Origin of the sequence: Mesorhizobium loti R88b (assembly GCF_013170845.1) — a bacterium.
In the GTDB taxonomy this organism is placed as follows: domain Bacteria; phylum Pseudomonadota; class Alphaproteobacteria; order Rhizobiales; family Rhizobiaceae; genus Mesorhizobium; species Mesorhizobium loti_B.
This window is the reverse complement of record NZ_CP033367.1, coordinates 3543288-3568300: the sequence shown is the minus strand read 5'-3', so window position 1 is coordinate 3568300 and position 25013 is coordinate 3543288. Positions and strand designations below refer to the sequence as shown.

The window sequence follows — 25013 nt, the reverse complement described above, 5'->3', positions numbered from 1 at the left end:
TCAGCCGAAACGAAGGATCAATTCGACGGGTGCAAGAATGCCGCCTTCAAGCGCGGCGGTGAGATTGGCGATCTTGGTGCGGGCGTTCTCGCCCATGATGAGCCCGACATTGGGCGGCTTCTTACCCTCTGCCTGCGCGGCGGCCATGCCGGCGCGGACAGAGGCGAAGAAATCAATGGCAAAGGCACCACGAGGGCGTTCTTCGATGACGGAAAAGCCGGCAGCTGCAGCAGCCGAACGGTAATCGTCCGGCGTCGAGACGAACGACATGCTCTCATCCGTTGCCCATGGCAGCGGAAAGGTCAGCGCCCCGTCTTTCAGGCGCATCACATCATAGACGGCAAAGATGCCGCCCAGCTTGAGCACACGCGCCGCCTGACTCATCAGCTTTGCCTTGTCGGGAAGGTTCATGCCGACATGCAGGATCATGGCCGCATCGAAGCTGGCATTGTCGAACGGCATGTCCAGCGCGCTGCCTTGCACGAAGTGCGTCGTGCCGGTCATACCGGTTCGGTTCGACAGGCTGGTCGCGATGTCGACATAGCTTTGCGTAAGATCGATGCCGGTGACGTCCACATCGCCGGTCGAGGCGACGAAACGTGCCGGACCGCCGACGCCCGAGCCGATGTCGAGCAGCCTGGACCCTGGCTTCAGCCCCATCTGATTGACGAGTTCCCTCGTGGCGACCACACCGCCAATGTGGAATTCGTCGACAGCTTCGAGATCGCTGGCACGCAGATTGGCAATGTCCACGCCCCTGTCGGCAAGCACGGAAAGGATCCGCTGCTCCAGGTCCGATACCTCGTAGTGACGGGCGATGCCCGGTTCCACCGTGGCCATGATCCCTATCCCTGCATCAGACTCCTGTTGATGCTTTCCGCAGCATCGCGGCCTTGCGCGACAGCCGAGACAGTCAGGTCGTCGCCACCGAAGATGCAGTCGCCGCCGGCCCAGACCTTGGCCAGCGAGGTGCGCCCTTCGGCATCGACCTTGATGCGGCCGGCTTCGAGGTCGATCGACGCACCGCTGCCGTTGAGCGCCGCCGGAACAAAGCTCTGGCCGATCGCCTTGAAAACCTGGTCGGCGACAAGCGTCAGCGTCTCGCCGGTGCCGGCAAGCTTGTCGCCGTTCATCGCAGTGTATTCGAGTTCGATGGCGCTGACCTTGCCGCCTTCAGCGACAACCCGCTTCGGCTGCAGCCAGTGGCGGATGGTGACGCCGTTGGCGGCGGCCAGATCCTGCTCGAACCCGGAGGCGTTCATGTGCTCCTGGCCGCGCCGGTAGCAGATCGTTACTTCCTCGGCGCCGAGCAGTTTCGACTGTACGGCCGCATCGATCGCCGTCATGCCGCCGCCGATGACGACGACGCGGCGGCCAACCGGCAGGCCGGAGAGATCACTGGCCTGGCGCAGTTCGGCGATGAATTCCACCGCATTGGTGACGCCAGCGGCATCCTCGCCATCGGCGCGCAACGCATTGACGCCACCCAGCCCCATGCCGAGGAACACCGCGTCGTAATTGCGGATCAGGTCGGACAGCTGATAGTCGCGGCCGAGCGCCTTGCCGTTCTGGATGTCGATGCCGCCGATCGAGGTGACATAGTCGACTTCGGCCTGGGCGAAATTGTCGACGCTCTTGTAGGCTGCGATGCCGTATTCGTTGAGGCCGCCGGCCTTCGGCCGCGCTTCCAGGATGGTCACGTCATGGCCGTGACGGGCGAGCCGATGCGCGGCGGCAAGGCCGGCCGGGCCGGCGCCGACCACGGCAACCGTCTTACCGGTTGGCTCCGGGCGCGGATAAAACTGCTTGTTCTCGGCCATGGCGACATCGGTGGCGTAGCGCTGCAGGCGGCCGATCTGCACCGGCTTGCCCTCCGCCACCTCGCGCACGCAGACCTCTTCGCACAGCGTCTCGGTCGGGCAGACGCGGGCGCACATGCCGCCCAGGATGTTCTGGTCGAAGATGGTCTTGGCCGAGCCGATCGGATTGCCGGTCGAGATCTGGCGGATGAACAGCGGAATGTCGATCGAGGTCGGGCATGCATTCATGCACGGCGCGTCGTAGCAGAAATAGCAGCGGTCGGATTCGACAAGCGCCTCATGATGATCGAGCGGCGGATGAAGGTCGGAAAAATTGTCCGCGTATTGGTCGGCCGCGAGCCGGCCGCCGACAATACCCTCTTTGAACTGGCCTTCTGGCATCGTCAGTTCCCCATGTTTTCGTTTTGGGGAAGGCTAGCACGTTTTATTTTTTTATCAATTGGTCAATTTTCGGCGCAAACCATTGAAAACCTTCGACAATAACATGATTTTTTTACTCATGTTATGTGGCTGAGGCTACGTCTGAAGCTCGGGCGAATGGCTGGGCGCGTGGCCATGAATGGCCCGGACCTCGTCGGCCACCAACTCCTGCAGCCGCCAAAGATTGCGATCATGGATGCCGAACGCTTCGAGATGGCTGACCGTGTTGTAGAGATATTCCGCGCCGGAGCCGATATGGCCGCAGGCCCTGGCCAATACGCGCGCCACCTTGTCCAATGGCTGATTCGGTGATGTTCCCCGCCCCTTCACTCCAACCCAGAAACCGAGCGCCCGCAGCGCGCCTTGCGCCGTATGCACCGGCAGCCACCTGACCGAGCTGATACTCTCATGGTCGCTGATCTCGCGCCTTAACAACCTTTCGATCTGGGCCGGCTTTTCGCCGTCTGGCAAACGGTAGATCACCCCGTTGCAGCGCCCGCCCCGCTCGAGTGCCATCATCAGCCCCGGCTGCGCCGCACTGCCGCGCCATCGCACCATGTCGAGGCAGAAGGAGCGGTGCCAGCCGAAGGCCGTGGCGAGCTGCTGCTCGACCGATTCGAATTCCGGCTTCCAGATCAGCGAGCCATAGGCGAACACCCAGAGCGGCCCCGAATCCGCCTCAACGGCAAGCCGCATCGCAAGGCTCCGGAAATCCTCGTCGGTCAGTTCGGTCCAGCTCGGGTCCGGGCCGGGATCCGCCTCTTGCCGATGGCACAGTGCAACAAGCTCAGGCGTGAGCGACATCTGGCGCATGAACAACCCCCTTGTCGTACAGAAATCGAAAACCGCAAGACACGCAACCGGGGAACGCATGTCGTGGGCAGAGATTATTGTTTTGGGGCGATTGTCGGATTTCCGTTCCGGGGAACGTCCTTGGACGGATCGGACAACGATCGATGCTGAACGGTGAGGAGACCGACCATGCCGAAATCCCCGATGCCCTTCTTCTGGTACGAACTGATGACATCAGACCTCGACGCCGCCCAAGCCTTCTACACCAAGGTTGTCGGCTGGACGGCCGAACCTTTCGACAAGGCGCCGGGCATGCCGCGCTATATCGTTGTAAATTCCGCTGAACGCGGCGTCGGCGGGCTGATGACGTTGCCCGATGACGCCGCCAAGATGGGTATGCCGCCGGCCTGGGTCGGCTATATCCACAGCAGGGATGTCGATGCCTCGACTGAGGCGGTGCAGGCCGCAGGCGGGGCTGTGCACCGCCAGCCCGACGATATCCCTGGTGTCGGCCGCTTCTCCGTCGTGGCGGACCCGCAAGGTGCGACCTTCATGTTCCTGCAGCCCAATCTCGCGGATCAGCCGACCCTGCCGGCCACGACGCCAGGCCATGTCGGTTGGCACGAGCTCTATGCCTCGGACCGGCAGGCTGCGTTCGACTTCTATTCCAGCCAGTTCGGCTGGACCAGCGCAGGTGATTTCGACATCGGTGAAATGGGTGTCTACCAGACCTTCAAGGCGGGTCCTGAATCAGGCGGCGGCATCATGAACAAACCGCCGCAGCTCGCCGTTCCCGTCTGGCTGTTCTACTTCAACGTCGCCGCCATCGATGCCGCGGCCAAACGCGTCACCGACAATGGCGGCAAGCTCGTCATGGGTCCGATGGCCGTGCCGACCGGCCAATGGATCGTGCAATGCCAAGATCCGCAAGGCGCGTATTTCGCGCTTCTGGCGCCAGTGCGATAACACTGTCCCGGCAAAGCCACCGCAACAATCGGTCTCCCCCAAGGTGGGGGAGACGTCGGGCACGAGAGCAGCGCTCTCCGTCTACCCCGGACTGCTTACTCCGGCGTCAGCACCGCGACTTTCAGCTCAGCCTTTTTCGCGCCACTGAACTGTACGGTGGCCGGGCCAGCCGCGAGCTTGAAACGCACGCTTTTGCGTATCCCCGGGCAAGTTTTCACGCCGCTATAGCCGGCCGACTTGATGGCCTTGCCGCCCTGGATGACATCGATCCAGGCCTCACCGGACAGGCTGATCTGAATGGCGCCCTCGGGCGGCACCTGCACGCTGGCGACGGCACCGAACGTGTCTGCTGGGGGAGCATGTTCCGGTGGTAGCGTGAAACCGGCTTTCTCCGTCGGGACCAGCGCCAGATCCGCGGCGGCACCCACCGCCAGCGTCGCTCCGGACGGCGTCGCGGGCGGTGCGGCAAACAGCGCCTGCTCGCGCGTGACCGGCCATTTGAAGGCCTCGCAGCCGGCGTCCTCCGCCATGGCGAAACTGGTACCTGCAAGGAGTGCGAACAGGCTGATGACGATTTTTTTCATGGCAAGGGAACTTTCATGGCAGCGAACCCCACATGTTTAGAGCGCTCATGTCAATACAACCATAGCGATATGAATGCAACCCTGGCGAGAACACCATGAGCGGTCGAACCGGGGAACATTTCCAATCACCGATTGTTGATAGCATGCCATGGGAAGTGAATGGTCCCATGGCCCGGCGATAATCTATGGCCGGGCCGGGAGGGTGAAAATGGAGTTTCAGATGAAGCTTTTTGAAGGCCTTTCCAAATACCAGCCGCAGGCGCTCGGCGTGCTGCGCATCATGACCGCGCTGCAGTTCATCGAGCATGGCAGCCAGAAACTGTTCAACTTCCCCGTCAGCGCCGAGCCTCATGCCCTCAACGGGCTGACCACGACCGCCGGCATCCTCGAATTCGCCGGCGGCATCCTTCTGGCGCTGGGCTTGTTCACCCGTCCGGTCGCGTTCCTGCTCGCCGGCGAAATGGCGATCGCCTATTTCATGGCGCACATGCCGCGCGACTTCTTCCCGGTCAACAACAGCGGCGATGCGGCGATCTCCTTCTGCTTCATCTTCCTCTATCTGGTGTTCGCCGGCGCGGGCGCCTTCGCGCTGGACAATCGCAGCAAGGCCTAGAGCAATTCCAGGAAAAGTGTGAGCGGTTTTCCGTCCGGAATTGCTCCAAAGCAAAGAGTCCCATCCGGGGGTAAGCCTTCACCCCCGCATCCGCTCGAAATTCGCATCGAACAACGGCGCCGCCTGGATGCGCGCCGCATGGCGTTTGCCCAGCAGCTCGATTTCGAAGCCGTCGCTTTCGTCGGCGATCTCCCTCGGTACATAGCCGACGGCGACCGACTTTTTCGAATGATGCGCGTAGCCGCCCGACGTCACCCAGCCACGCACGGCGCCGCCAAACCAGATCGGCTCGTCGCCGATGACATCGGCGTCGTCAGTCTCGACGATGAACGAACGCAGCCGCAGTTTGCCGCCCTGCTTGCGCTCGGCCAGTGCCGCCGCCTTGCCGATGAAATCCGCCTCCTTGCCATAAGCGACGAAGCGATCGAGCCCGGCCTCCAGCGGCCCATAGATTGGCCGGTATTCGCGTCCCCATGAGCCGTAGTTCTTCTCCAGCCTGAGCGCGTTCAGCGCGCGCGAACCGAACAGGCCGATGCCGAACTCCGCGCCGGCCGCCATCAATGCATTGAACGCGGCGCGCTGGTATTCCGGCGCCACCCAGATCTCGTAGCCGAGATCGCCGGTGTAGCTGACGCGGCCGACCAGGCACGGCGCCATGCCGATATCCATCCTGGCAACCGCCATGAACGGAAACGCTGCATTGGAGACATCCGCGCGGCTGACCTTGGCCAGCACCTGCCGCGCCCTCGGCCCGGCAATCGCCAGGCCCGTGAGTTTCGTGCCCAGCGCCTCGATATGGACCGAGCCATCGCCAGGCAGATGCGCCTCGAACCAGCGCATGTGGTATTGCTCGGCAATGCCGGAGCCGGCGAGGAACCAGCCATCGGGACCCAGATTGGCAAGCGTGAAATCGCCGATCAGCCTACCATCTTCCTTCAGCATCGGCGCCAGCGTCATGCGGCCGGGCTTTGGCAGTTTGCAGGCGAGCATGCGGTCTAGCCACGCAGCCGCCCCCTCGCCCGTCACCTTGTATTTGGCGAAGCTCGAAATCTCCGACAGACCGACGCCGTTGCGAACCGTCGCAACTTCCGTGCCGACATGGGAAAAATCGCTGGAACGCCGCCACGAGAACTCGTCCTTGATGCCTTCCGGCGCGTACCACAACGGCACTTCCAGCCCATAGGCGACACCAAACTGCGCGCCCTTGGCCGACAAAAGGTCATAGACCGGCGTCGTCTTGAGCGGCCGCCCGGCGGGCAACTCCTCGTTGGGAAAGCGGATCGAAAAGCGCCTGGAATAGTTCTCGCGCACCTTGGCGTTGGTGTAGGCCATGCCAGCCCAGTCGCCGTAGCGCGCCACATCCATGGCCCAGATGTCGGCGCCGGGATCGCCCTCGATCATCCAGTTGGAGAGCGCGAGACCGACGCCGCCGCCCTGTGAAAAACCCGCCATGACGCCGCAGGCGACCCAGAAACCCGGCAGGCCGCGCACCGGCCCGACCAGCGGGTTGCCGTCGGGCGCGAAGGTGAAGGGGCCATTGATGATCTGCTTGATGCCGGTGTTCTGGAAGGCCGGGAAGTGGCGGAAGCCGACCTCCAGCGAAGGCGCGATGCGGTCGATGTCGGGCGCCAGCAATTCATGACCGAAATTCCACGGAGTCTGAAACTCCGACCACGGTTTGTTGGCCTTCTCATAGGTGCCCATCAGCATGCCGCCGCGCTCCTGGCGCAGATAGAGCTCGCCGTCGAAATCGACAGCATGCATGATCTCTTCGCCGGTCTTGGCGTTCCACGCCGCCACCTCCGGCATGTCCTCGGTGATCAGGTACATGTGCTCCATGGCCAGCACCGGCAGTTCGAGCCCGACCATGCGGCCGACCTCGCGCGCCCACAGCCCGCCGGCATTGACGACATGTTCGGCCACCACCTCGCCCTTATTGGTGATGACGCGCCACATCCCGTCGGGCCGCCGCACAATGTGCTCGACCTTGGTGAAGCGCTCCACTTCCGCCCCAAGCTTCCGCGCGGCCTTGGCATAGGCGTGGGTGACGCCGGACGGATCGAGATGACCGTCCTCCTTGTTTCTGACAGCACCGACGAACTGCTTGGGGTCGAGCAGCGGCATCAGTTCGGCCGCTTCCCTGGGCGAGATTTCTTCCAGTTCGATGCCGAGATAGCGCCCTTTGGCGACAACACCCCGCAGCCAGTCCAGCCGCGCCTCGGTCGCGGCGAGCAGCACGCCGCCGGTCAGGTGCACGCCGGTCGCCTGTCCCGACAGCTCTTCGATCTCCTTGTAGAGATTGATGGTGTATTTCTGCAGCTTGGCGACATTGGGGTCGCCATTGATCGTGTGCATGCCGCCGGCCGCGTGCCAGGTCGAGCCCGAGGTCAGCTCATCGCGCTCCAGCAGCACGACGTCGGTCCAGCCATGGCGGGCAAGATGGAACAGCACGGAACACCCGACGACACCGCCGCCAATGACCACGACCTTTGCATGCGATTTCATGGATTTTTCTCTGATATCAGTTAGTTGGATGGGTGAGTGGATTCAAGATGGGAGGCTTCACGGCTCGCCCTGCCCGATCGCTTCCTTGCGCTTGGCCATGTACGCCTCCAGCGCTTCGCGCACGGCGATATCCATCACCGGCTCGACATAATCTTCCAGCGCCTTCTTCCACAGCCGCGTCGCGCGTGCCGTGGCGTCGAGGCTGCCGGCTTCCTGCCAGGCCTCAAAATTCTGCCAGTTGGACAGCATCGGCTGGTAGAAGGCGGTGGCGTAGCGCTCAAGCGTGTGCGGCTCGCCGAAGAAATGGCCGCCGGTCGGCACCGCGCCCAGCGCCTCGACGGCAAGCTCAGCCTCGTTGACTTCGATCGGGCGCAAAAACTCCATCATGTGCTGGATCATCTCGACATCGATGATGAATTTCTCGAACGAGGCCGTCAGCCCGCCCTCCTGCCAGCCGGCGGCGTGGTAGACGAGATTGCCATGGCCGAGCACCGCCCCCCACAGCGCCATCAGCGTTTCGTAAGCGCCTTGCGCGTCGGCAGCGTTGGAGGCGGAGCCAGGCGTCGTCCGGTAGGGCAACCCGTAACGCCGCGCCAGTTGCCCCGACGCAACGTTGGCCTTGGTATTTTCAGGCGTGCCGAAGGCAGGCGCGCCGGACTTCATGTCGACATTGGAGGTGAAGGCCCCATACATAACCGGCGCGCCGGGGCGCACCAGCTGCGTCAGCACCACCCCAAACAGCGCCTCGGCATTCTGCTGCGCCAAAGCACCCGCCAGCGTCACCGGGCTCATCGCCCCCATCAGCGTGAACGGCGTCACCGCCACCGACTGGCCGAACTCGGCCATCGTCATCAGCCCCTCGGCCATCATCTCGTCGAAGCGGCGCGGCGAGTTGACCGAGATGATGGTGGCGATGCCGGGGTCGTCGCGCATCTCATCCAGCGTCAGCCCGCGCGCGATCGCCATCATCTCGATGCCGTCCAGCGCCCTGCCCCGGCCGATTGCCGAGACATGGAAACTCTTGTCGGTCAGCGTCAGATTGGTGAAGTAGGTGTCGAGATGGCGTGAGTTGGCCGGCAGCTCCACCGGCGCGCAGACCTGGTTGCCGAGCATGTGGACGCAGTTGAAATGCTGCGCAAGCCGGGTCAGGTCCGCATAGTCACGCAGATTGCCGGCGCGGCGGCCGCGTTCCATGTCATGTACATTGGGGGGCCCGGCAACGAGCGTGAAATTGATGGTGTTGCCGCCGAGATGGATCGTGTTGGCCGGATTGCGCGGCGTCAGCGTATAGTTGGACTGCGTCGTCTTCAGTGCCTCGTCGACCATGCCGCGATCGATGCGGACATTCGCCGTTGCGTGATCGACTTTTGCACCCGCCTTCTCGAACAGCGACAGCGCCCGCGGGCTCATCACCTCGATGCCGAAATTCTCCAATATGTGCATCGACGCCTGGTGGATCGCCTCGATCTGGTCTGATGACAGCAACGCCATCGGCGGATAGGGATTGGTCACCCGCCTTTGCGGCAGCTGCTGGATGGGCACTGGCCCCCTGTTGCTGGTGCGCTCGGCGCCGCGCTTGCGTCTTGGCTCGTTCATGTGAGGCATCAAAGCCTCGGCAAACAAAGCGAGCTGTCAGAAATACGCCGTTTACAGGCGTGATTTTAGCCAAGGCGGCATTTCGGCAGCATCATTTTATATGGAGCGACAAGGAGCGTCGGAATATCAACATGGCCTTTTCCCTGGCGCTCGGGCGGACGAAGCGTTAACGGAGACAGCAAGATTCCTTTTATGATTTCGGCCTATTGCTCATCCAATGCGTAGGTCGAGTTTTAGTAAAATTGTCGCGGTTGGTGTGCTGTTGGCTCTTTCGGCCTGCGCGACCGGGCCCAGCCACATCAACAATGTCTGTGCCGTCTTCGACCAGAATGACGGCTGGTTCGACAATTGGCAGTCTGCCGCCGAACGCGCCTCTCGGACATATGGCGTCCCCGTGCCCGTGCTGATGGCGACGGTGCGCAAGGAATCCGGCTTCAAGAGCAATGCCCGGCCGCCGCGCACCAAGCTGCTCGGCTTCATTCCCTGGAAGCACGTCTCGACGGCCACCGGCTTCTCTCAGGCGCTGGACGGCACCTGGTCGCAATATCAGCGCGAAACCGGTAATTGGGCGGCGCGGCGGACCAAGTTTGCCGACGCTGTCGACTTCGTCGGCTGGTATCATTCCAAGACCGCGGACACTTACGGCGTCGCCCGCACCGACACCTACAATCTCTATCTCGCCTACTATCTCGGCTGGACCGCCTATGGCCGGGGCAACCGTGGCGACGCCGGCGTCCAGGGCTATGCCCGGGCGACGGAGAAAATGGCCCGCGACTATGACGCTCAGCTAAGGCAGTGCGGTAACTGACACACTGCCCAGGCTAATGCCGCCTTGTCGTATCTTTCGGCTTTGAGACCCCGGTTTCCGAAACATCGTCGCGGACTTCGTGACGACGGGCGCGCATGACGGCCTCGTTCTCCTCGGTGGCCTCCCCGATTTGGTCAGCCCCCGAACTCGCCGTCTTGCCATGCGGCCGGTTGGGCGGTGTTCCGACGAGGCCCGGACCTTCGCCATGCGCCGCGTCTTCCGGCACGCCCTCATGCGCGGCGTGGTCCTTGTCGAACTTGATCACCGGCTCCATCGTCGAAAGCACATCATCCGACAGCCAGCACAGGCTCATATGGCCATCGCCGAGATGCTTGACCGGCGGTACCTTGGTTTCGCACAGATTGTCCGGCACCAGCTTCTTGTAGCCGCAGCGCGTCTGGAATGGACAGCCCGATGGCGGGTTCATCGCCGACGGGATGTCGCCCTCCAGCACGATGTGTTTCTTCACCACGCTGGTGTCGGCGATCGGGATCGCCGACAGCAGCGCCTCGGTATAGGGGTGATAGGGCGGCGCGAAGATCTGGTCGGTCGTGCCCTGCTCAACGATGTAGCCGAGATACATGACGACGACGCGGTCGGCGATGTAGCGCACGACAGACAGGTCGTGGCTGATGAACAGCATCGTCGTCTTGTTCTTGCGCTGGATGTCCATCAGCAGTTCGGTCACCGCCGCCTGCACCGAGACGTCGAGGGCCGAGACCGGCTCGTCGGCCACCACCACCTTGGCATCGCCGGCAAAGGCGCGCGCCACGCCGATGCGCTGCTTCTGGCCGCCCGAAAGCTGGCGCGGCTTGCGCGTCTCGAAGGCGCGCGGCAGCTTCACCAGGTCGAGCAGCTCCAGCATGCGCTTGCGGCGGTCGGCGACCGTCTTGCCGACGTTGAATTTCTCCAGCGTCCGAATGATCTGCGAACCGACCGAATGGCTGGGGTTCAGCGTATCGAACGGATTCTGGAACACCATCTGGATCGACGACACGGTGTCGACACTGCGCTTCTCGATGCCGGTCGACTGGATTTCCTTGTTGCCCAGCGTGACCTTGCCAGAACTTGCCGTCTCCAGGCCGAGCAGGACCTTGGCCAGCGTCGACTTTCCGCAGCCGGATTCGCCGACGATGGCGACCGTCTCGGATTCGCGCGCCATGAACGAGATGGTCTCGTTGGCCTTGACGACGCGGCCTTCGCTCGAGCCGAACACCTCGCCGCCGCCGACCTTGTAATATTTCCTGAGGTCCTCGATCTTGAGCACCGGCGCGCCGGGCACGACGCGCTCATTGACCTTCTTAGCGCCGGGCGGCAGCGCTTCCCAGTCGATCTCGTTGAAGCGCACGCAGCGCGAGAAATGGCCGTCATGGCCGGCGACCTCGATCATCGGGATTTCGGCGGCGTTACAGACGCCCTCGACGAAATGGTGGCAGCGCGGGCCGAAATTGCAGCCCTTGGGCCGCTCATGCGGCAGCGGCAATTGCCCGGGGATGGCAATCAGCGGCCGCGAATTCTTGTCGGCGCCCGGCAGCGGGATCGAACGGAACAGCCCTTGCGTGTAGGGATGGCGCATCCGGTCGAACACGTCCTTGATCTTGCCGGTCTCCACCGCCTCGCCCGAATACATCACTGTGATGCGGTCGCAGGTCTCGAGGATGAGGCCCAGATTGTGCGACACGAAGATCATCGAGGTGCCAAACTTCTCGCCCAGCCCCTTGACCAGTTCGACGATGCCCGCCTCCACCGTCACGTCGAGCGCGGTCGTCGGCTCGTCGAGCAGAAGCAGCGCCGGCTTCGACAGCAGCGCCATGGCAATGACGATGCGCTGCTGCTGGCCGCCGGAGAGCTGGTGCGGGTAGGAGCGCATCATGCGCTCGGGATCGGGCAGCTTGACCGAGCGGACCATTTCGACCGCTCTTTTATAGGCCTCTTCCTTCGACACCTTGTCGTGGATCAGCGGCACTTCCATCAGCTGCTGGCCGATCTTCATCGCCGGATTGAGGCTGGCCATCGGCTCCTGGTAGATCATGGCGATCTTGTTGCCACGGATGGCGCGCAGCTCCTCGTCGGAGAGCTCGCCCATGTCCTTGCCCTGGAACTTGATCTTGCCGCCGACGATCTTTCCGATGTTGGAGAGGTCGCGCATGATGCCGAGCGACACGGTCGACTTGCCGCAGCCGGATTCACCGACAATGCCCATCGCCTCGCCGGGCATGACCGTACAGGAGAAATCCATGACGGCTGGTATCTCGCCCTTGCGGGTGAAGAAGGAGATCGACAGGTTTTCGATCTCTATGATGGGTTCTGCGGGATTTCGAACTGCCTCGTTCATGGGTCGCTCCAATCCAAATTTTACCAGACGCGGGCCGGAGCCCGTCAATCAGTCCTTCATCGATTGCTCACGCAGCGAGTCGGCCAAGAGGTTCAGCCCCAGCACGAACGACATCAGCGCGAATGTCGGCGGAAGCGCCGGGTGTATGAAGGAGCGCAGCAGGCGGCTGGCGTCCTTGATCGCGGTACCCCAGTCGGGGCTTTCCGGCGCCAGACCCAGGCCGAAATAGCCCAGCGTGCCGAGCAGGATCGTGGTGTAGCCGATGCGCAGGCAGGCATCGACGATCAGTGGTCCGCGCGCATTGGGCAGGATTTCCCACAGCATGATGTACCAGGGCGATTCACCGCGCGTCTGCGCCGCCGCCACATAGTCGCGCGTCTTGATGTCCATCACCAGGCCGCGCACGATGCGGAACACGCCCGGGCTGGAGGCGAACACCACCGCCACGAAGATGTTGAGCTGGTTGGGATCGATGTGGACGATATGCAGCGGGTCCTTGTCGAAGACCAGGCCGAGATAGATCCAGCCGCCGATGATCAGCGTCAGGCCGAGCAGGATGTAGATCCGGTCGGGCCGGTTCTTGTAGCGTGTCCAGAACAGCACGCTGAAGAAGATGATCGGAAACAGGAAAAAGACACCGGCCAGCGCATAGGGGATCGGCGTATCCATGATCCCCGGCGTCACCAGCAGGTAGAACAACAGGATGACCGGGAAGGCCAACACGAGGTTGGCCAGGAACGACAGGATGGAATCGATCTTGCCGCCGTAATAGCCCGCCGGCAGGCCGAGCGTGATGCCGACCATGAGCGCGAAGCCGGTCGCGGCCGGTGCAATGATCAGCACGATCTGGCTGCCATAGACCATGCGCGAAAACACGTCGCGTGCGAGCTTGTCGCCGCCGAAGAGGTAAACGAGCCCCGATTGCGGTTCGATGGCGCCGGGCAGCGTGTCCTTCATGATCGGGATCTGGCCCAGCGGATCGAAGGGCGAGATGGTCGAGGCGAAGATCGCCGTGAACAGCCAGAACAGGCAGATGAAGACACCCGCGATGCCGACGCCGCTGTCGAACAGCTGGCCGTAGAGCGCCAGCTTCTTTTTGTAGAGGAAGCTCGCCCCCATGACGATGGCGAGCGCGACCCAGACCGGCCAGAAGCGCCAGAGCACTTCGAGGATGATGGTGGAGGCGCCGATATATTGAGCTTGCATGCGCCTTCTCCCCTACTGAACACGAATGCGTGGATTGAGGAATGCGTAGCCGACATCGGAAATGAGCTGCGTAATCAGGACGATGAACACCGAGACCAGTGAACAGCCGAGCAGAAGATCGATGTCGTTATTGCCGGCGGCCTCGACCAGTGTGTAGCCAAAACCCTGATAGCGGAACATCACCTCGACGATGACGACGCCGGTGAGCAGCCAGGGAAACTGCAGCATGATGACGGTGAACGGCGCGATCAGCGCGTTGCGCAGCGCATGCTTGACCACCACGCTCTTGAAGGAGAGGCCTTTCAGCCGAGCGGTGCGGATATACTGCTGCGTCATCACCTCGACCATCGAGGCGCGTGTCATACGGGCGATGTAGCCGATGCCGTAGATGGCCAACGTGATCACCGGCAGCGTGAAATTGTAGAAGGTGATGCCTTGGCTGGCCGATGCGGCCGACCCGTTCAGCCAGCCCAGCCACGAAGCAAAGATGACGGTGAAGATGACGCCCGACACATATTCAGGCGTGGCCGTCGAGGCGATCGAGGCCACCGACAGGACGCGATCCGTGCGCGAGCCCTCGCGCATGCCGGCGAGAATCCCGATCAAAAGCGAAACCGGCACCATCACCCCCAGCACGCACAACATCAGGATGCCGGTGGCGCCGAGTGCCGGGAAAAGCTTGGCCCCGACCGTGGTCTTGAACTTGGTCGAACAGCCAAAATCGCCCTCGATCACGCCGGAGAATGTCGGCACGGTCGGGTCGTTGCAGAAGGAGAAGCGCTGCGCGGGCTTGCCGGTTGCCGGATCGGTGACCGGCTGCTTGGGCAGGACACCGAGCCACTGGCCGTAGCGGGCGAAGAAGTTCTGCCGATAGCCGTGGTCGACCAGCCAGCTTTCGAGCTGCTCGGCCGATGTGTGCATTTCCGTCTGGCTGATCGCCAGCTTCTTCAGATTGGGTTCGAGATTGACGAGGAAGAAGACGACCAGCGTCAGGCACAGCATCGTGAGCAGAATCGTGCCGATGCGTCTGATGATGAATGAGAACATTGTGCCCCCCTGCCGGCCGGGTTGGGGTCAGATATGGTCAACCCTGTTTCGAAAACCTTTCGACGTCACGCCGCCGCTGCATCTCATGCAACGGCGACGATCCTGAGAATATGAGGGGCTCACACCCCTCATATTCTTCAAGCTGTGGATCACGCCTGATCGAGCCAGACCTTGCCGAAATCGTGCTCGTAGGTGGGGTGCATCGAGTGGTTCTTCACCTCGGGCTTGATGTTGATGTAGAGCTTGCGCCAGTAAGGCTGGATGATGATGCCGGAATCCTGCAGGATCTGCTCGACATCCTTCATCACCACCTTGCGCTTCTCCGCATCGGCGATCCCGAGGGCTTCGTTGACCTTCTTGTCGAAGTCCGGATTGGCGTAGGCCGTCTCGTTCCAGGCTTCACCCGAGCGGTAGGCAATGGCGATGACCTGGATGCCCAATGGACGCATGTTCCAGTTGGTTTCCGAGAACGGATATTTCGTCCAGTCATTCCAGAAGGTCGAGCTCGGCAGCACGGTGCGCTTCACCTTGATGCCGGCTTCGCGCAGCTGGGCCGCGATCGCGTCCGTGGTGTTCTTGTGGTAGTCTTCGTCATTACTGATCAGCTCGTGTTCGAAATCGATCACGCCGGCTTCCGTCAGCATCTGCTTGGCCTTGGCGATGTCGCGCGGGATCTTCGGCAGAGCGACATATTCCGGATGGATCGGCGCGACATGGTGATTTTCCGCCGGCGTGCCGGCATTGCCGTAGCCGAGCTGCAGCACCACCGAATTGTCGACGGCCAGGCACATCGCCTGACGCACCTTCTGATCGCCATAAGGCTTGGCATTGATGTTGAAGCGCGAAACCACGGTGGCCGCGGTCACAACTTCCGAAGCCGGTGCGCCGACGCCTTCGATGATCTTCACATAGTCGGCGGTCGTCTCATGGTTGGTCTGCACTTCGCCCGATTCGAAGGCAGAGACCGTCGCGGCCGGATCGGTGCCGTAGTCGATGAACTCGACGCCATCGAGGAAAGCCTCGCCCTGCCACCACTTGCCGGTCGTGCGGCGCTTGTAGACCACCTTCTGGCCAACGTCATAGGACACCAGTTCGAACGGACCGGTGCCGATCGGGCAGCTCTTGAAGTTTGCACCCTTCTCGTCGAAGGTCTTGTGCACGACCAGCGCCGGATAATCGGTCAGGTTGGCGATAAGCGCGATGTCGGGCTTGGTGAGCTTCAGCTTGACCGTCATGTCGTCGACCTTGGTGATCGAGCCTTCGCTCAACTTCTTGGTCTTCTCATCGACGAGGCTGCCGAGGCGGCCCGGCATCGAATTGCCGGCCGCGTTCTTGTCGGCCCAGCGGGTGAAATTGTAGATCACGTCGTCGGCGGTGAACTTATCGCCATTGTTCCATTCGACGCCGGGCCGCACATGCAGCGTGTACTCGGTGGCGTCGTCGTTGATGTCCCAGCTCGCCAGGAGGTACGGCGCGAACGTGTACTGGTGGGTGTACTTCACCAGCGGCTCGAGCGACTGACGTTCGGCGTTTGAGATCTCCGACCAGTCGGCCGTGCGCGGATCCTTGGGATCCTTGACGGACATGGCGACCTTCAGCACGCCGCCCTTCTTGCCCTGCACGTCTTCGGCCTTGGCCGGGGTCGGGGCGGCAAGGCCGAGCAGGCCATAGGCCATCGCCGTCGACGCGCCGAAAATGCTGGCGAGTGCCAGGAATTCGCGACGATCCACCGTTCCTGCCTTGGCTTCTTCGGCCATTGCCAGGATGTGATCCGGAACGCTGTCGCCACCGCTCTTATAAATTGTCATGACTAACTCCCATTGTTGGCTTTCCGCCGATTAACATTCCGCATCCAGGCCATGATGTCAAAGACGGCATGGATTGGGAACATGTTAGCGAATGTGCAACTTTGAAAAGGGAGCGGTACGCGTGATAGCGACAGTCTTGACGCAAAATTGCTAATGCGCCCAGATTCCGCCAAAATCTCCTTGGGCGATTAAACTGAGAAATTTGCTCAGGTCTGGACAGCGCCAAACCCACGCTGTCATGAGGCCAAAGCCGACCTGAAGCGTCAATATTCCTTCTCGTAGAAGATGCCGCCCTTGGCTTCGCCGGCGTCCGTCGCCTCGCCGCGCAGCTTGACGCCGCGCCCGACATTGAGGTCGATGGTCGCCTTGCCCGAACCCGGCTTGTCGCCCTTCTGGATCGTCACGTAGGTGCGGTCGTTAAGGTACTTACCGGCCGAGACCGCCGTGCCGCCCTGGTCATCGGTGGTGACGTCGAGATCGTCGACGCCGATGGCGCTGCGCAGGTTCTCCAGCAGGGACGTCGAGCCGCCGACACCGGCCAGTTGCGCGGCTGCCTCGGCCAGCTGCGCGATCTGCAGCGGCGACAGGTTCGACATCGACCGCCCGAAGATCAGTTGCGCCAGCACCTCGTCCTCCGGCAGAGCCGGAACCGAGGAGAAGGTGAATTTCGGATTGGTCGCCTCGCCCGAAACCACGATGGTGACGGTGGCGCCGGTCGTCGTCGTTGTCGCCGTCAGGTTGAGATAGGGCACCAGCGAGCCGGAAAAGCCGACCGTGCCTTCGGTGAAGGTCAGCCGCTTGCCCAGGATCGACAGCCGGCCGCGCTGCAGGGTGAAGGTGCCGACCGCTTGCGGCGACGAGGCCGGGCCGGTCAGCTTGAGCGAGCCGCCGAGTTCGGCGTCGACACCCCTGCCCTGGATGAAGATCTGGTTGGGTGCGTTGACGGTGACATCGAGCGCGAGGCCACTGCCACCGCTCTTGCCTGATGTCGTCGCCGGGCGCAGCGCCTTGTCCTGCGCCTTGACCGCGCCCGGTGCATTCTTGTGCTTGACGTCGAGCGCCGCAAGCGAGCCCGGCAATTTGTCCGGAACCGTGATCACGGTCTTGGCGAGGTTTACGGTGCCGGCGATGACCGGCGCGGAGACGAGCGGCCCCTTGATCGTCAGGTCGCCACCGAGATTGGCGGTCACCACGCGGCCGTCCGTGTAGCGGCCATCGGTAAGCTTGATCGACAGGTCGGCCGGGAAACCTTGTGCCGGGTTGATGCCGACCGTGCCGCTGGCCGACAGGCTGCCGCGCGTCGACAATGTTCCCGTCAGCCGGTTGATCCTGGCGACGCCGCTGCCGATCGAGACGTCGAGGGCGATGTTGTTGACCGCAAGGCCCGAATTGGCATCCACCAGCCTTACGCCGGACGCGCTCACCGTGCCGCCGATGACGGGCGATGTCGCCGGACCGCGCACCTGAACGTTGACGTTGGCGGTTCCGGTCAGCGACAGGCCCTGCGCGGCAAGCTTCTCGCTGAGAATGCCGAAGGGCACGGCGCCGTTGAAGTCGAGCACCAGCGCCGGCGTTCCTGCCGTCGTCACCGTGCCGCCGCCCTTGAGGCCGAGGCCGGCTCCGTCGCTGACATTGGCGTTGAAGGTCAGCTTGTTGCCGGCAAAGGTGCCCGACGAGGAAACACTCACCGCCCCGACACCGGCACCCCGGGTCTGTGACGTCTGCACGCCGGCTGCATTGATGTTGAAGGCAACTGCGGGACTAGTAGGTGCGCCCGTCACTTTCGCCGTGCCCGAGATCGAGCCGGCTGCATCGAGGCCCGGCGAAAAACTGTTGGCGAGCGACATCGGCACTCCCGCCAGCGTCGCGTTGATGTCGAGCGCCTGCCCGACCTTGCCGGTCACCGTCGCCGTGCCGCCGCCAAGGTTGAGCACCAGCCGGTCCAGCGTCGTCGTGCCATTGGCGATGCTGACGGTCGAAGCCTGGGCTATGGCCGCCTTGATGCCCTGGACGGTCGCCTGGCCGGAAGCAAGCTCGATGGTGGTGGTGCCATTGGCCACCTTCACGCGGCCCGCGGCCTGCGCCGGAATGCCCTTGACGGTGGCGCCACCGGAAAAGCCGGTCCAGTCGCCGTCACGCTTCAGATCGACATTGATGCCGCTGATCACAGTGCCGCCCGATGTCACCGTGTCGGCGCGGATCTTGCCGGAAATCACCGGAGCAGCGAGATAGTTGGCGATTAGCGCATCGATGGAAACGGCCTTCGCCTGCAGGTCGCCGCGTGTGATCGAGGCGGTCGCCGCCTTGACCGCGACCTGCGGTGCCGCGCCATTCCTGGAGAAGACGATCGTACCGCGCACATCGCCCTCGGCCTTTTCGAGCGCCAGTGCGGCGAGCGGCCCGATATCGGGCAGGTCGAGCGAGATCGTGCCTTCCGGCACGAACTTGTCGTCCAGCGCCAGATCGCCTGAGATCTTGTTCTTGCCCAGCGACAGCAGCAGGCCGTTGATGGCGCTCTTGCCGTCAGCCGTCGCCAGCACCGCACTGCCTTGCAGGGCCTGTCCGGCGACATTGCCGGTCAGCTGCACATTGGCCGCCGGGTTGGCGGCATCCGCCTTGCCGGTGGCGGTGAGCTTCAGCCCAGTGATCTCGCGCGACGCCACCAGCAGCCGGTCGCTGTTGACGGTCAGCGACAGATCAGGCGCGATTGCCGGCCCTTGAGCATTCAGTGCAAAAGACATGGCGCCCTTGGCGTCTTTCGACAACAGCGAGATGTCGGTGAGGGCGCCGGTGATGTCGGCAGCCAGCTTGTTATCGGCAAGGCTCGCCTGCCCCTGTGCACTCAGTGCTCCGGAGACCAGCTTCAGCCCCTCGACATTGATACCGCCATTGGCATCGCGCTTCAGTGTGGCGCTGATCTGCGCGCGTTCGCCAAGCACACCGCGCGCCGCCGCCGGCAAGGCCGATGATGGGGCATCCGCACTCAGCTTAAGGTCGATGGTCCCGTCGCTGAGCGAAACCATGCCGGCGACCTGGCTGTTCAGCGCATCGCTTTTGAGCGAGCCGCTGTCGATGGCGACGGCATCTGATGTAAGCCGGGCGTTGAGCGCGGCCGTCACCTTGCCGGCGATCAGCGGTGCGATCGCGGAATTGTCGAGGCCGACCTTGTCCACCGACACCGTGCCGGAAACCGGTCCGGCGCGGCTCTTGAGGTCGAACGCGTCCGAATGCAAGGCCAGGACGAGCCCATCCACCTTCGCCGGGCTGGTGGTGACCGAAGGCAGGTTCGCGGAGAGATCCAGGCGGGCCTTTGTGCTGTCGCCCGCCACCTTCGCCGACAAGGACTGGATCTCGATCTTCACCGGGCTCGCGGCACTTCCGAAGGTCAGCGGCAAGCTCGGCCCGGATGAGGTAAGATCAAGCGCAAAATCGCTGGCGCCATTGGGATTGATCGTGCCGGTGGCCTTGCCGGAAATCTTGTCGCCGGAGAGCGTCGCATGGTCGAGGGCGACGCCGCCGGCCAAGGTATAGGTGCCGGCCGCGTCGACAGCGAGCGGTCCGAGCCCTGCCTGACGTGTCTGGCTGGTCTCGACGCCAGCGAGTTGTGCGTTGAACCGAACCTCGGGAGCGGATGGCGTTCCCGTCACCTGCGCCGTGCCGCCGAGCGTGCCCACGGCATCGAGCCCGGGCACAAAATCATTGGCAAGCGCCGCCGGCAGCGCGGAGACTTTTGCGGCGAGATCAAGCGTCTGGCCTGATGTGCCCGACAGCGTCACCGCGCCGCCACCGACATCCAAAGCCAGCTTCTCGATGCTGGTCGTGCCATTGGCGATGGTCAGGGCAGAGGGTTCGGCGATTGCCGCCTTGATTCCGCGAACCGTGGCTTCGCCCGAGGCGATCTCGACGCTGGTGGTGCCCTGGGCGATCTTCACCCGGCCGGCCGCTGTCGCCGGAATGCCAGCTATGGTGGCGCCGCCGGTGAAATTGGTCCAGTCACCGTCGCGTTTCAGGTCGACGCCGATGCCGCTGATTTCGGTGGCGCCCGAGGTGACGCTGTCGGCCTTGATCGACCCTGCGATGGCTGGCGCCTTGAGATAGTTGGCAATCTGCGCGTTGACGGTGATGGCCTTGGCCGTCACCTCGCCGCGCGCGATCGACGTGCTCTTGGCATCGATCGCGACAGAGGGTGCATCGCCCTCCTTGGCGAAGTTGATGGTGCCGTCGATGTCGCCGGTCAACGCCTGGCCGGCGAGTGCCGCCAACTGGTCGATTGCGGGTGCCGCGAGCGTCAGCGTGCCGAGCGGCATGAACTTGTCGTCCAGCGCCAGGTCGCCTGAAACCTTGTTGTCACCAAGCGAGACGAGGAAGCCGTTGATCGAGCGCTTGCCCTCGCTCGTCACCAGTGCCGCCTTGATGTCGAGCGGCTGGTCGTTGACGGCGCCGGTCAGCGACACGTTGGCCGAGGGGCTTGCTATGTCGGCCTTGCCGCTCGCCGTCAGCTTGATCGCCTTCACCGTGCGGCCCGAGGCCATCAGGCTGTCGCTGTCGGCGGTAACAGTGAAATCCGGGGCCGACCTGGCGCCGCTTGCCGACAGCGCGAAATCAACGCCGCCGGCAACCGGCACGCCAACCATCGGCGACAGCACCGAAACGTCGCCCAGCGTGCCCTTGATGTCAGCCTGGATGTCGTTGCCTTGCGCGCTGGCGGTGCCGCTGGCGCTGAGCGAGCCGGAGGTAAACGAGATCGAATTGGCGGCAAACGACCCCTGCGGATCGCGCGTCGCGGCGGCCGAGAATTTCACCCGCTCGCCCAGCACCGAGCTGATCTGCGGCGGCAAGGCGGTCGACACCGCGTCGGCATTCATCTTCAGCTGCATCGAGAGATCCGCAAGCGCCACCGTCATGGTCAGCGAGGCATTGAGCGCATCGGAGCGCAACGTGCCCTGGTCGATGGTGATGGCATCCTTGCTCAGCGATCCCCCGAGGTCGACATCGACCTTGCCGGTGATCAGCGGCGCCAAAGTCGCCACGTCTGTCTTCAGCCCACCCGCCGTCAGCTTGACGGCAAACGGACCGGCGCGGTTCTGGATGTCGAAGCCGTCGGAATGGATCTGCGTCGAAAGGTCGTTCAGCTGCGTGCCGCCCGCCACCACCGAAACCAGCGAGGCACCGATGTCGATGATCGGCGCCCTGCCGTCACCAAAGGCGCGGGCGGTGACCTTCCGGATGACCACCGTGATCGGCTGTGCCGCATTGCCCACGGTGATCGGCACAGGCGCGCCCTTGGCGGCAATTTCAACCGAGAGATCACTAGCGCCGGCAGGATCGGCGATGCCAGTCGCGGCGCCATGGATCGCATCGCTTTCGATGTTGGCGCGGTCGACGCTGATGCCGCCGGCCGATGTCGCGGTGCCCGCGACATCGAAGCTGGTCTTGCCGGCAAACAGCGGCCTCAGATTTTCCGGCAGGAAGGGCGCGAACTCACCATCGCCCTTGGCCTCGATGTGATTACCCTTGTCCGTCGACTGGTGACGGCCGGTCAATTGGGTGACGATCTTGCCATCGACCGTGAACGTGGCGATGCCGTTCCAGTTGGCGATCGGCCCAGTGCCCGAGACCGCTATGTCGACCGGCGGCGCATCGGGCAGCTTGAGTAGGTTGGCGATGATGCCGCCTGATGGTTCCGACGCCTTGAGGTCGAGATCGAGCCTGTTGTCATCAGGCGCAAAGTGGATCTTGGCGTCGACATTGCCTTGCTTGCCGTCATGGCGGGTGACGGTGAGCGCCGTCTCGACCGTCAGCGGCGCGGCATCGGCCTTGAGCATTCCCTTGGCGGCAAGTTCGGCGATGCCGCTGCCGGCCAGTTGCTGGCCAAGCGCGATTTCCGGCAGGTCGATCTGCTTGATGTCGATGGAAACCGGCAGCGTCGCCGTACCGCCCTGCGCCGGCGGCTGCTGACCTGCCACCGGCAGGCGTGCCAGTTCGATGCGCTCGGCCGCGATGCGGTCGGCACTGAAACTTTTCGACAGCAACGCCAGCGGCGACCAGTCGACGGCCACCTTGCGCGCCACCAGCCAGGCGCCTTGGCGGTCTTCCAGCACGACATGGTCGACGCTGAGCGCACCCGACCAGATGCCGTCGATGCCGCTGACCGTGATCTTGCGGTCGTCGCTCGAGGCCAGCTGCGAAATGATGCCGGCGAGATTGTCGCGTCCGCGCTCGGTCTTGGTCAGCACGACCAGCGCGCCGATGGCGCCCGCGACCACGATCAGCAGCGTGTAGAGGACAATGCGAAGGATGCGCCAGACCATCTTCATCGTCAGAATGCCTGTCCGATGCCGGCATAGATGCCGAAATGCGGATCGCTGGGATCGCGGTTGAGCGGAATGGCGGCGTCGATGCGCAGCGGCCCGAAGGGTGTGACGTAGCGCAGGCCGACACCGGCACCGACCTTGACGTCGGAGAAGTTCGGCATCGACTTGGTCGACACCGTGCCGGCATCGACGAACGGCACGATGCCGATCGTGTCGGTTATGGCGATGCGCATTTCCACCGAGGTCTCGAAGAAGGACAGGCCGCCGATCGGCTGGCCGTTGAAATCCTTGGGGCCGATGCCCTGGTAGGCGTAGCCACGCACCGATCCGCCGCCGCCGGAATAGAAGCGCCGGTCGGCCGGAACGTTCTGCAGCCCGGTGCCGACGATCGAGCCGGCGGCAACGCGTTCGGCCAGCACGAATTTCGAGGCCGTATCCAGCGACTGATAGGCCGAGCCCTCGCCCTTCACCTTCAGGAAGGCAGCCCCGCTCATGATGTCATAGCTCGGCTCGGCATAGGCCAGCACCCGGAAGCCGCGGGTCGGGTTCAGCCGGTTATCCCTGTTGTCGTAGACATATTGCAGCGGAATGCTGGCGATCAGGTATTTGTGCTTGCCGAAGGCGTCATGGATGCGTGAATAGTCGAGCGCGACTTCGGCCGAGACCGTCTGCTTCTTGTCGAGTTCATAGGACAGGCCGGTGCTGCCCTTGACCGAGAAATGGTCGTACGCGTCCGGATGCTCGAGCACGGTCTTCAGGCTGGCAAAGAACTTCGAGGACGGTCCGATCACGCCGGGTTTCTCGAACATGATGCCGGCATTGTAGTTCAGCTCGGACAGATTGTTGCTGCCGATACCGCTGATGGCGCCGTCGATGCGCAGCTTTTCGGCGTGACCAAACAAATTGCGATGGCCCCAATAGCCTTCCAGGCCCAGGCCCTCGGTGTTCGAGAAGGTGCCGCCTAGGCCGAAATAGCGCGGCTTGCGCTCGCTGACCTGGACGCCGATCGGAATGTTGCCGTCGGCATCGAGCTTCTCGGCTTCCTTGAACGTCACGCTGTTGAAGACCTCGAGCGCCAGCAGCCTGTCGCGCGCATCGCTGATCTCCTGTGGCGAGTACTGTTTGCCGCGCTTCAGCCCGGTCATGTATTCGGTGAAGTCGCGGTCGACCTTCTCGGTGCCTTCCACCGTCGTCGCGCCATAGCCGGCAACCGGCCCTGCCGCCACCGTCAGCGTCACATCGAGCGTCGAGGTGGCATGGTCGGCGACGATCTGCCGGTCGGTCACCTTGGCCAGCGGCCTGCCCTGCTCCTTCAGCGTCCGTACGATCAACGCTTCGGCCTTGAGTACCGCGCCGGACCCGGCATCGCCGCCTGCTATCAGGCCGTAATCGGCACTCATCAGCCCTGCCGCATCGCCTTCCAGCCGGATCGTGCCCAGAGTGAATTTAGGGCCGGCGGCGACAGTGACCGCCACAGGGATAGGCTGCGGACCCTTGAATTCGGCGTCCGGCGGCAAGTCGTCGAGCGGTTTGCCGTCGATGGTGATGGTGACCACGCCTTCATAGCGGGCATCGGCGTAGAGTGCGGCGACCAGTTGCTCACGGTCGCTGCGCGCCTTGGCCATCAGCCCGAGCGAGCCGGACACGGGGTGGTCCACATCACTTTTCAACGCCGAGGCATTTTCGAGCTTCTTGACCAAGTCCTTATCGGCGTCGGGCGCCGTTATGGTCACGGCATAGCGCAAGGGATCGACGATATCGGCATCCTCGTCGCTGGAAGAGCCCCAAAGCTTGATACCAAAGATCGAGAAGGCAGCCGCAGGCTGTGATTCGGCGGCTAGCGCGACCCAACAGATCGCAGCCAAAAGCAGGGCGCGCGGAAGGGCGCGCCCTGGCGCGGTCCTTCCTGACATCTGCTCTTCATGCGCCGGCATTAAAACAACCTAGGTTGAAAATCTAAAATTGGAATGAAGTTCTGAAGCGCTCGTAAAGGGGCCACAATCCAATTGTCTGAAATAGGACGGGCTTGGAATTCACACCTTCTGCGTTTCCGCAAGAAAGCGTGATCCCCTGTCCCGTGGAGGTTACTGTTCGCATACCGGTCCTTGGCCGGGAAATAAACCGTTGGCAGGCGGAACCTGCCTCGTTCGCGCGTTGACAAGCTTGGCTGAAGCTTGAACATGCCCGCACGATTGCAGT

At 63.1% G+C, this 25013-nt stretch carries 15 protein-coding genes; 3 read left to right on the top strand and 12 right to left on the bottom strand.

What is annotated here, in order from left to right; all coding sequences use genetic code 11:
* The 3 genes from EB235_RS17425 to EB235_RS17415 form a co-directional block, all read right to left on the bottom strand.
* The gene (locus EB235_RS17425) at window positions 1-840 is read right to left on the bottom strand and encodes a class I SAM-dependent methyltransferase (protein ID WP_027029784.1); all 840 of its coding nucleotides are present in this window, start codon (window positions 838-840) and stop codon (window positions 1-3) included.
* 5 nt (window positions 841-845) lie between these two features.
* Window positions 846-2201, bottom strand: coding sequence for an NAD(P)-dependent oxidoreductase (locus EB235_RS17420; RefSeq protein WP_027029785.1), 1356 nt, complete (start codon window positions 2199-2201; stop codon window positions 846-848).
* Between the two features lie 135 nt (window positions 2202-2336).
* Window positions 2337-3053: a gamma-glutamylcyclotransferase gene (locus EB235_RS17415; protein ID WP_032925430.1), complete on the bottom strand. Its 717-nt coding sequence runs from the start codon at window positions 3051-3053 to the stop codon at window positions 2337-2339.
* A gap of 168 nt (window positions 3054-3221) precedes the next feature.
* Between EB235_RS17415 and EB235_RS17410 the strand changes: the two genes are divergently transcribed.
* Window positions 3222-3998, top strand: a complete 777-nt coding sequence (locus tag EB235_RS17410; RefSeq protein ID WP_027029787.1) for a VOC family protein — start codon at window positions 3222-3224, stop codon at window positions 3996-3998.
* A gap of 95 nt (window positions 3999-4093) precedes the next feature.
* Here the strand turns inward: EB235_RS17410 and EB235_RS17405 are convergent, their stop codons facing one another.
* A complete protein-coding gene (locus EB235_RS17405; protein ID WP_027029788.1) occupies window positions 4094-4582 on the bottom strand; it encodes a hypothetical protein in 489 nt (162 codons plus the stop codon).
* Between the two features lie 220 nt (window positions 4583-4802).
* Between EB235_RS17405 and EB235_RS17400 the strand changes: the two genes are divergently transcribed.
* The gene (locus EB235_RS17400; RefSeq protein ID WP_027029789.1) at window positions 4803-5195 is read left to right on the top strand and encodes a DoxX family protein; all 393 of its coding nucleotides are present in this window, start codon (window positions 4803-4805) and stop codon (window positions 5193-5195) included.
* A gap of 78 nt (window positions 5196-5273) precedes the next feature.
* Here the strand turns inward: EB235_RS17400 and EB235_RS17395 are convergent, their stop codons facing one another.
* Together EB235_RS17395 and EB235_RS17390 are read right to left on the bottom strand one after the other, a co-directional pair.
* Window positions 5274-7700, bottom strand: a complete 2427-nt coding sequence (locus EB235_RS17395) for a GcvT family protein (protein WP_027029790.1) — start codon at window positions 7698-7700, stop codon at window positions 5274-5276.
* Window positions 7701-7757: 57 nt separating this feature from the next.
* Entirely contained in the window at window positions 7758-9296 is a 1539-nt protein-coding gene (locus tag EB235_RS17390; RefSeq protein ID WP_027029791.1) for a trimethylamine methyltransferase family protein, read from the bottom strand.
* A 217-nt stretch (window positions 9297-9513) separates the two neighbouring features.
* On the opposite strand from EB235_RS17390, the gene EB235_RS17385 reads away from it, so the two are divergent.
* Complete coding sequence (locus EB235_RS17385; RefSeq protein ID WP_027029792.1) at window positions 9514-10104, top strand: transglycosylase SLT domain-containing protein; 591 nt, start codon at window positions 9514-9516, stop codon at window positions 10102-10104.
* A 13-nt stretch (window positions 10105-10117) separates the two neighbouring features.
* On the opposite strand, the gene EB235_RS17380 is transcribed toward EB235_RS17385, so the two are convergent.
* From EB235_RS17380 to EB235_RS17355, 6 genes are all read right to left on the bottom strand, one after another.
* Window positions 10118-12439: a dipeptide ABC transporter ATP-binding protein gene (locus EB235_RS17380; RefSeq protein WP_027029793.1), complete on the bottom strand. Its 2322-nt coding sequence runs from the start codon at window positions 12437-12439 to the stop codon at window positions 10118-10120.
* 48 nt (window positions 12440-12487) lie between these two features.
* Window positions 12488-13645 (bottom strand): ABC transporter permease, encoded by a 1158-nt coding sequence (locus tag EB235_RS17375; RefSeq protein ID WP_027029794.1) that lies wholly within the window; start codon window positions 13643-13645, stop codon window positions 12488-12490.
* Window positions 13646-13657: 12 nt separating this feature from the next.
* Window positions 13658-14692, bottom strand: a complete 1035-nt coding sequence (locus EB235_RS17370; RefSeq protein WP_027029795.1) for an ABC transporter permease — start codon at window positions 14690-14692, stop codon at window positions 13658-13660.
* A 149-nt stretch (window positions 14693-14841) separates the two neighbouring features.
* Window positions 14842-16500 (bottom strand): ABC transporter substrate-binding protein, encoded by a 1659-nt coding sequence (locus tag EB235_RS17365; RefSeq protein WP_027029796.1) that lies wholly within the window; start codon window positions 16498-16500, stop codon window positions 14842-14844.
* Between the two features lie 263 nt (window positions 16501-16763).
* Window positions 16764-22817: a translocation/assembly module TamB domain-containing protein gene (locus EB235_RS17360; protein WP_027029797.1), complete on the bottom strand. Its 6054-nt coding sequence runs from the start codon at window positions 22815-22817 to the stop codon at window positions 16764-16766.
* 2 nt (window positions 22818-22819) lie between these two features.
* A complete protein-coding gene (locus EB235_RS17355; RefSeq protein WP_027029798.1) occupies window positions 22820-24748 on the bottom strand; it encodes an autotransporter assembly complex protein TamA in 1929 nt (642 codons plus the stop codon).
* Window positions 24749-25013 lie beyond the last annotated feature (265 nt).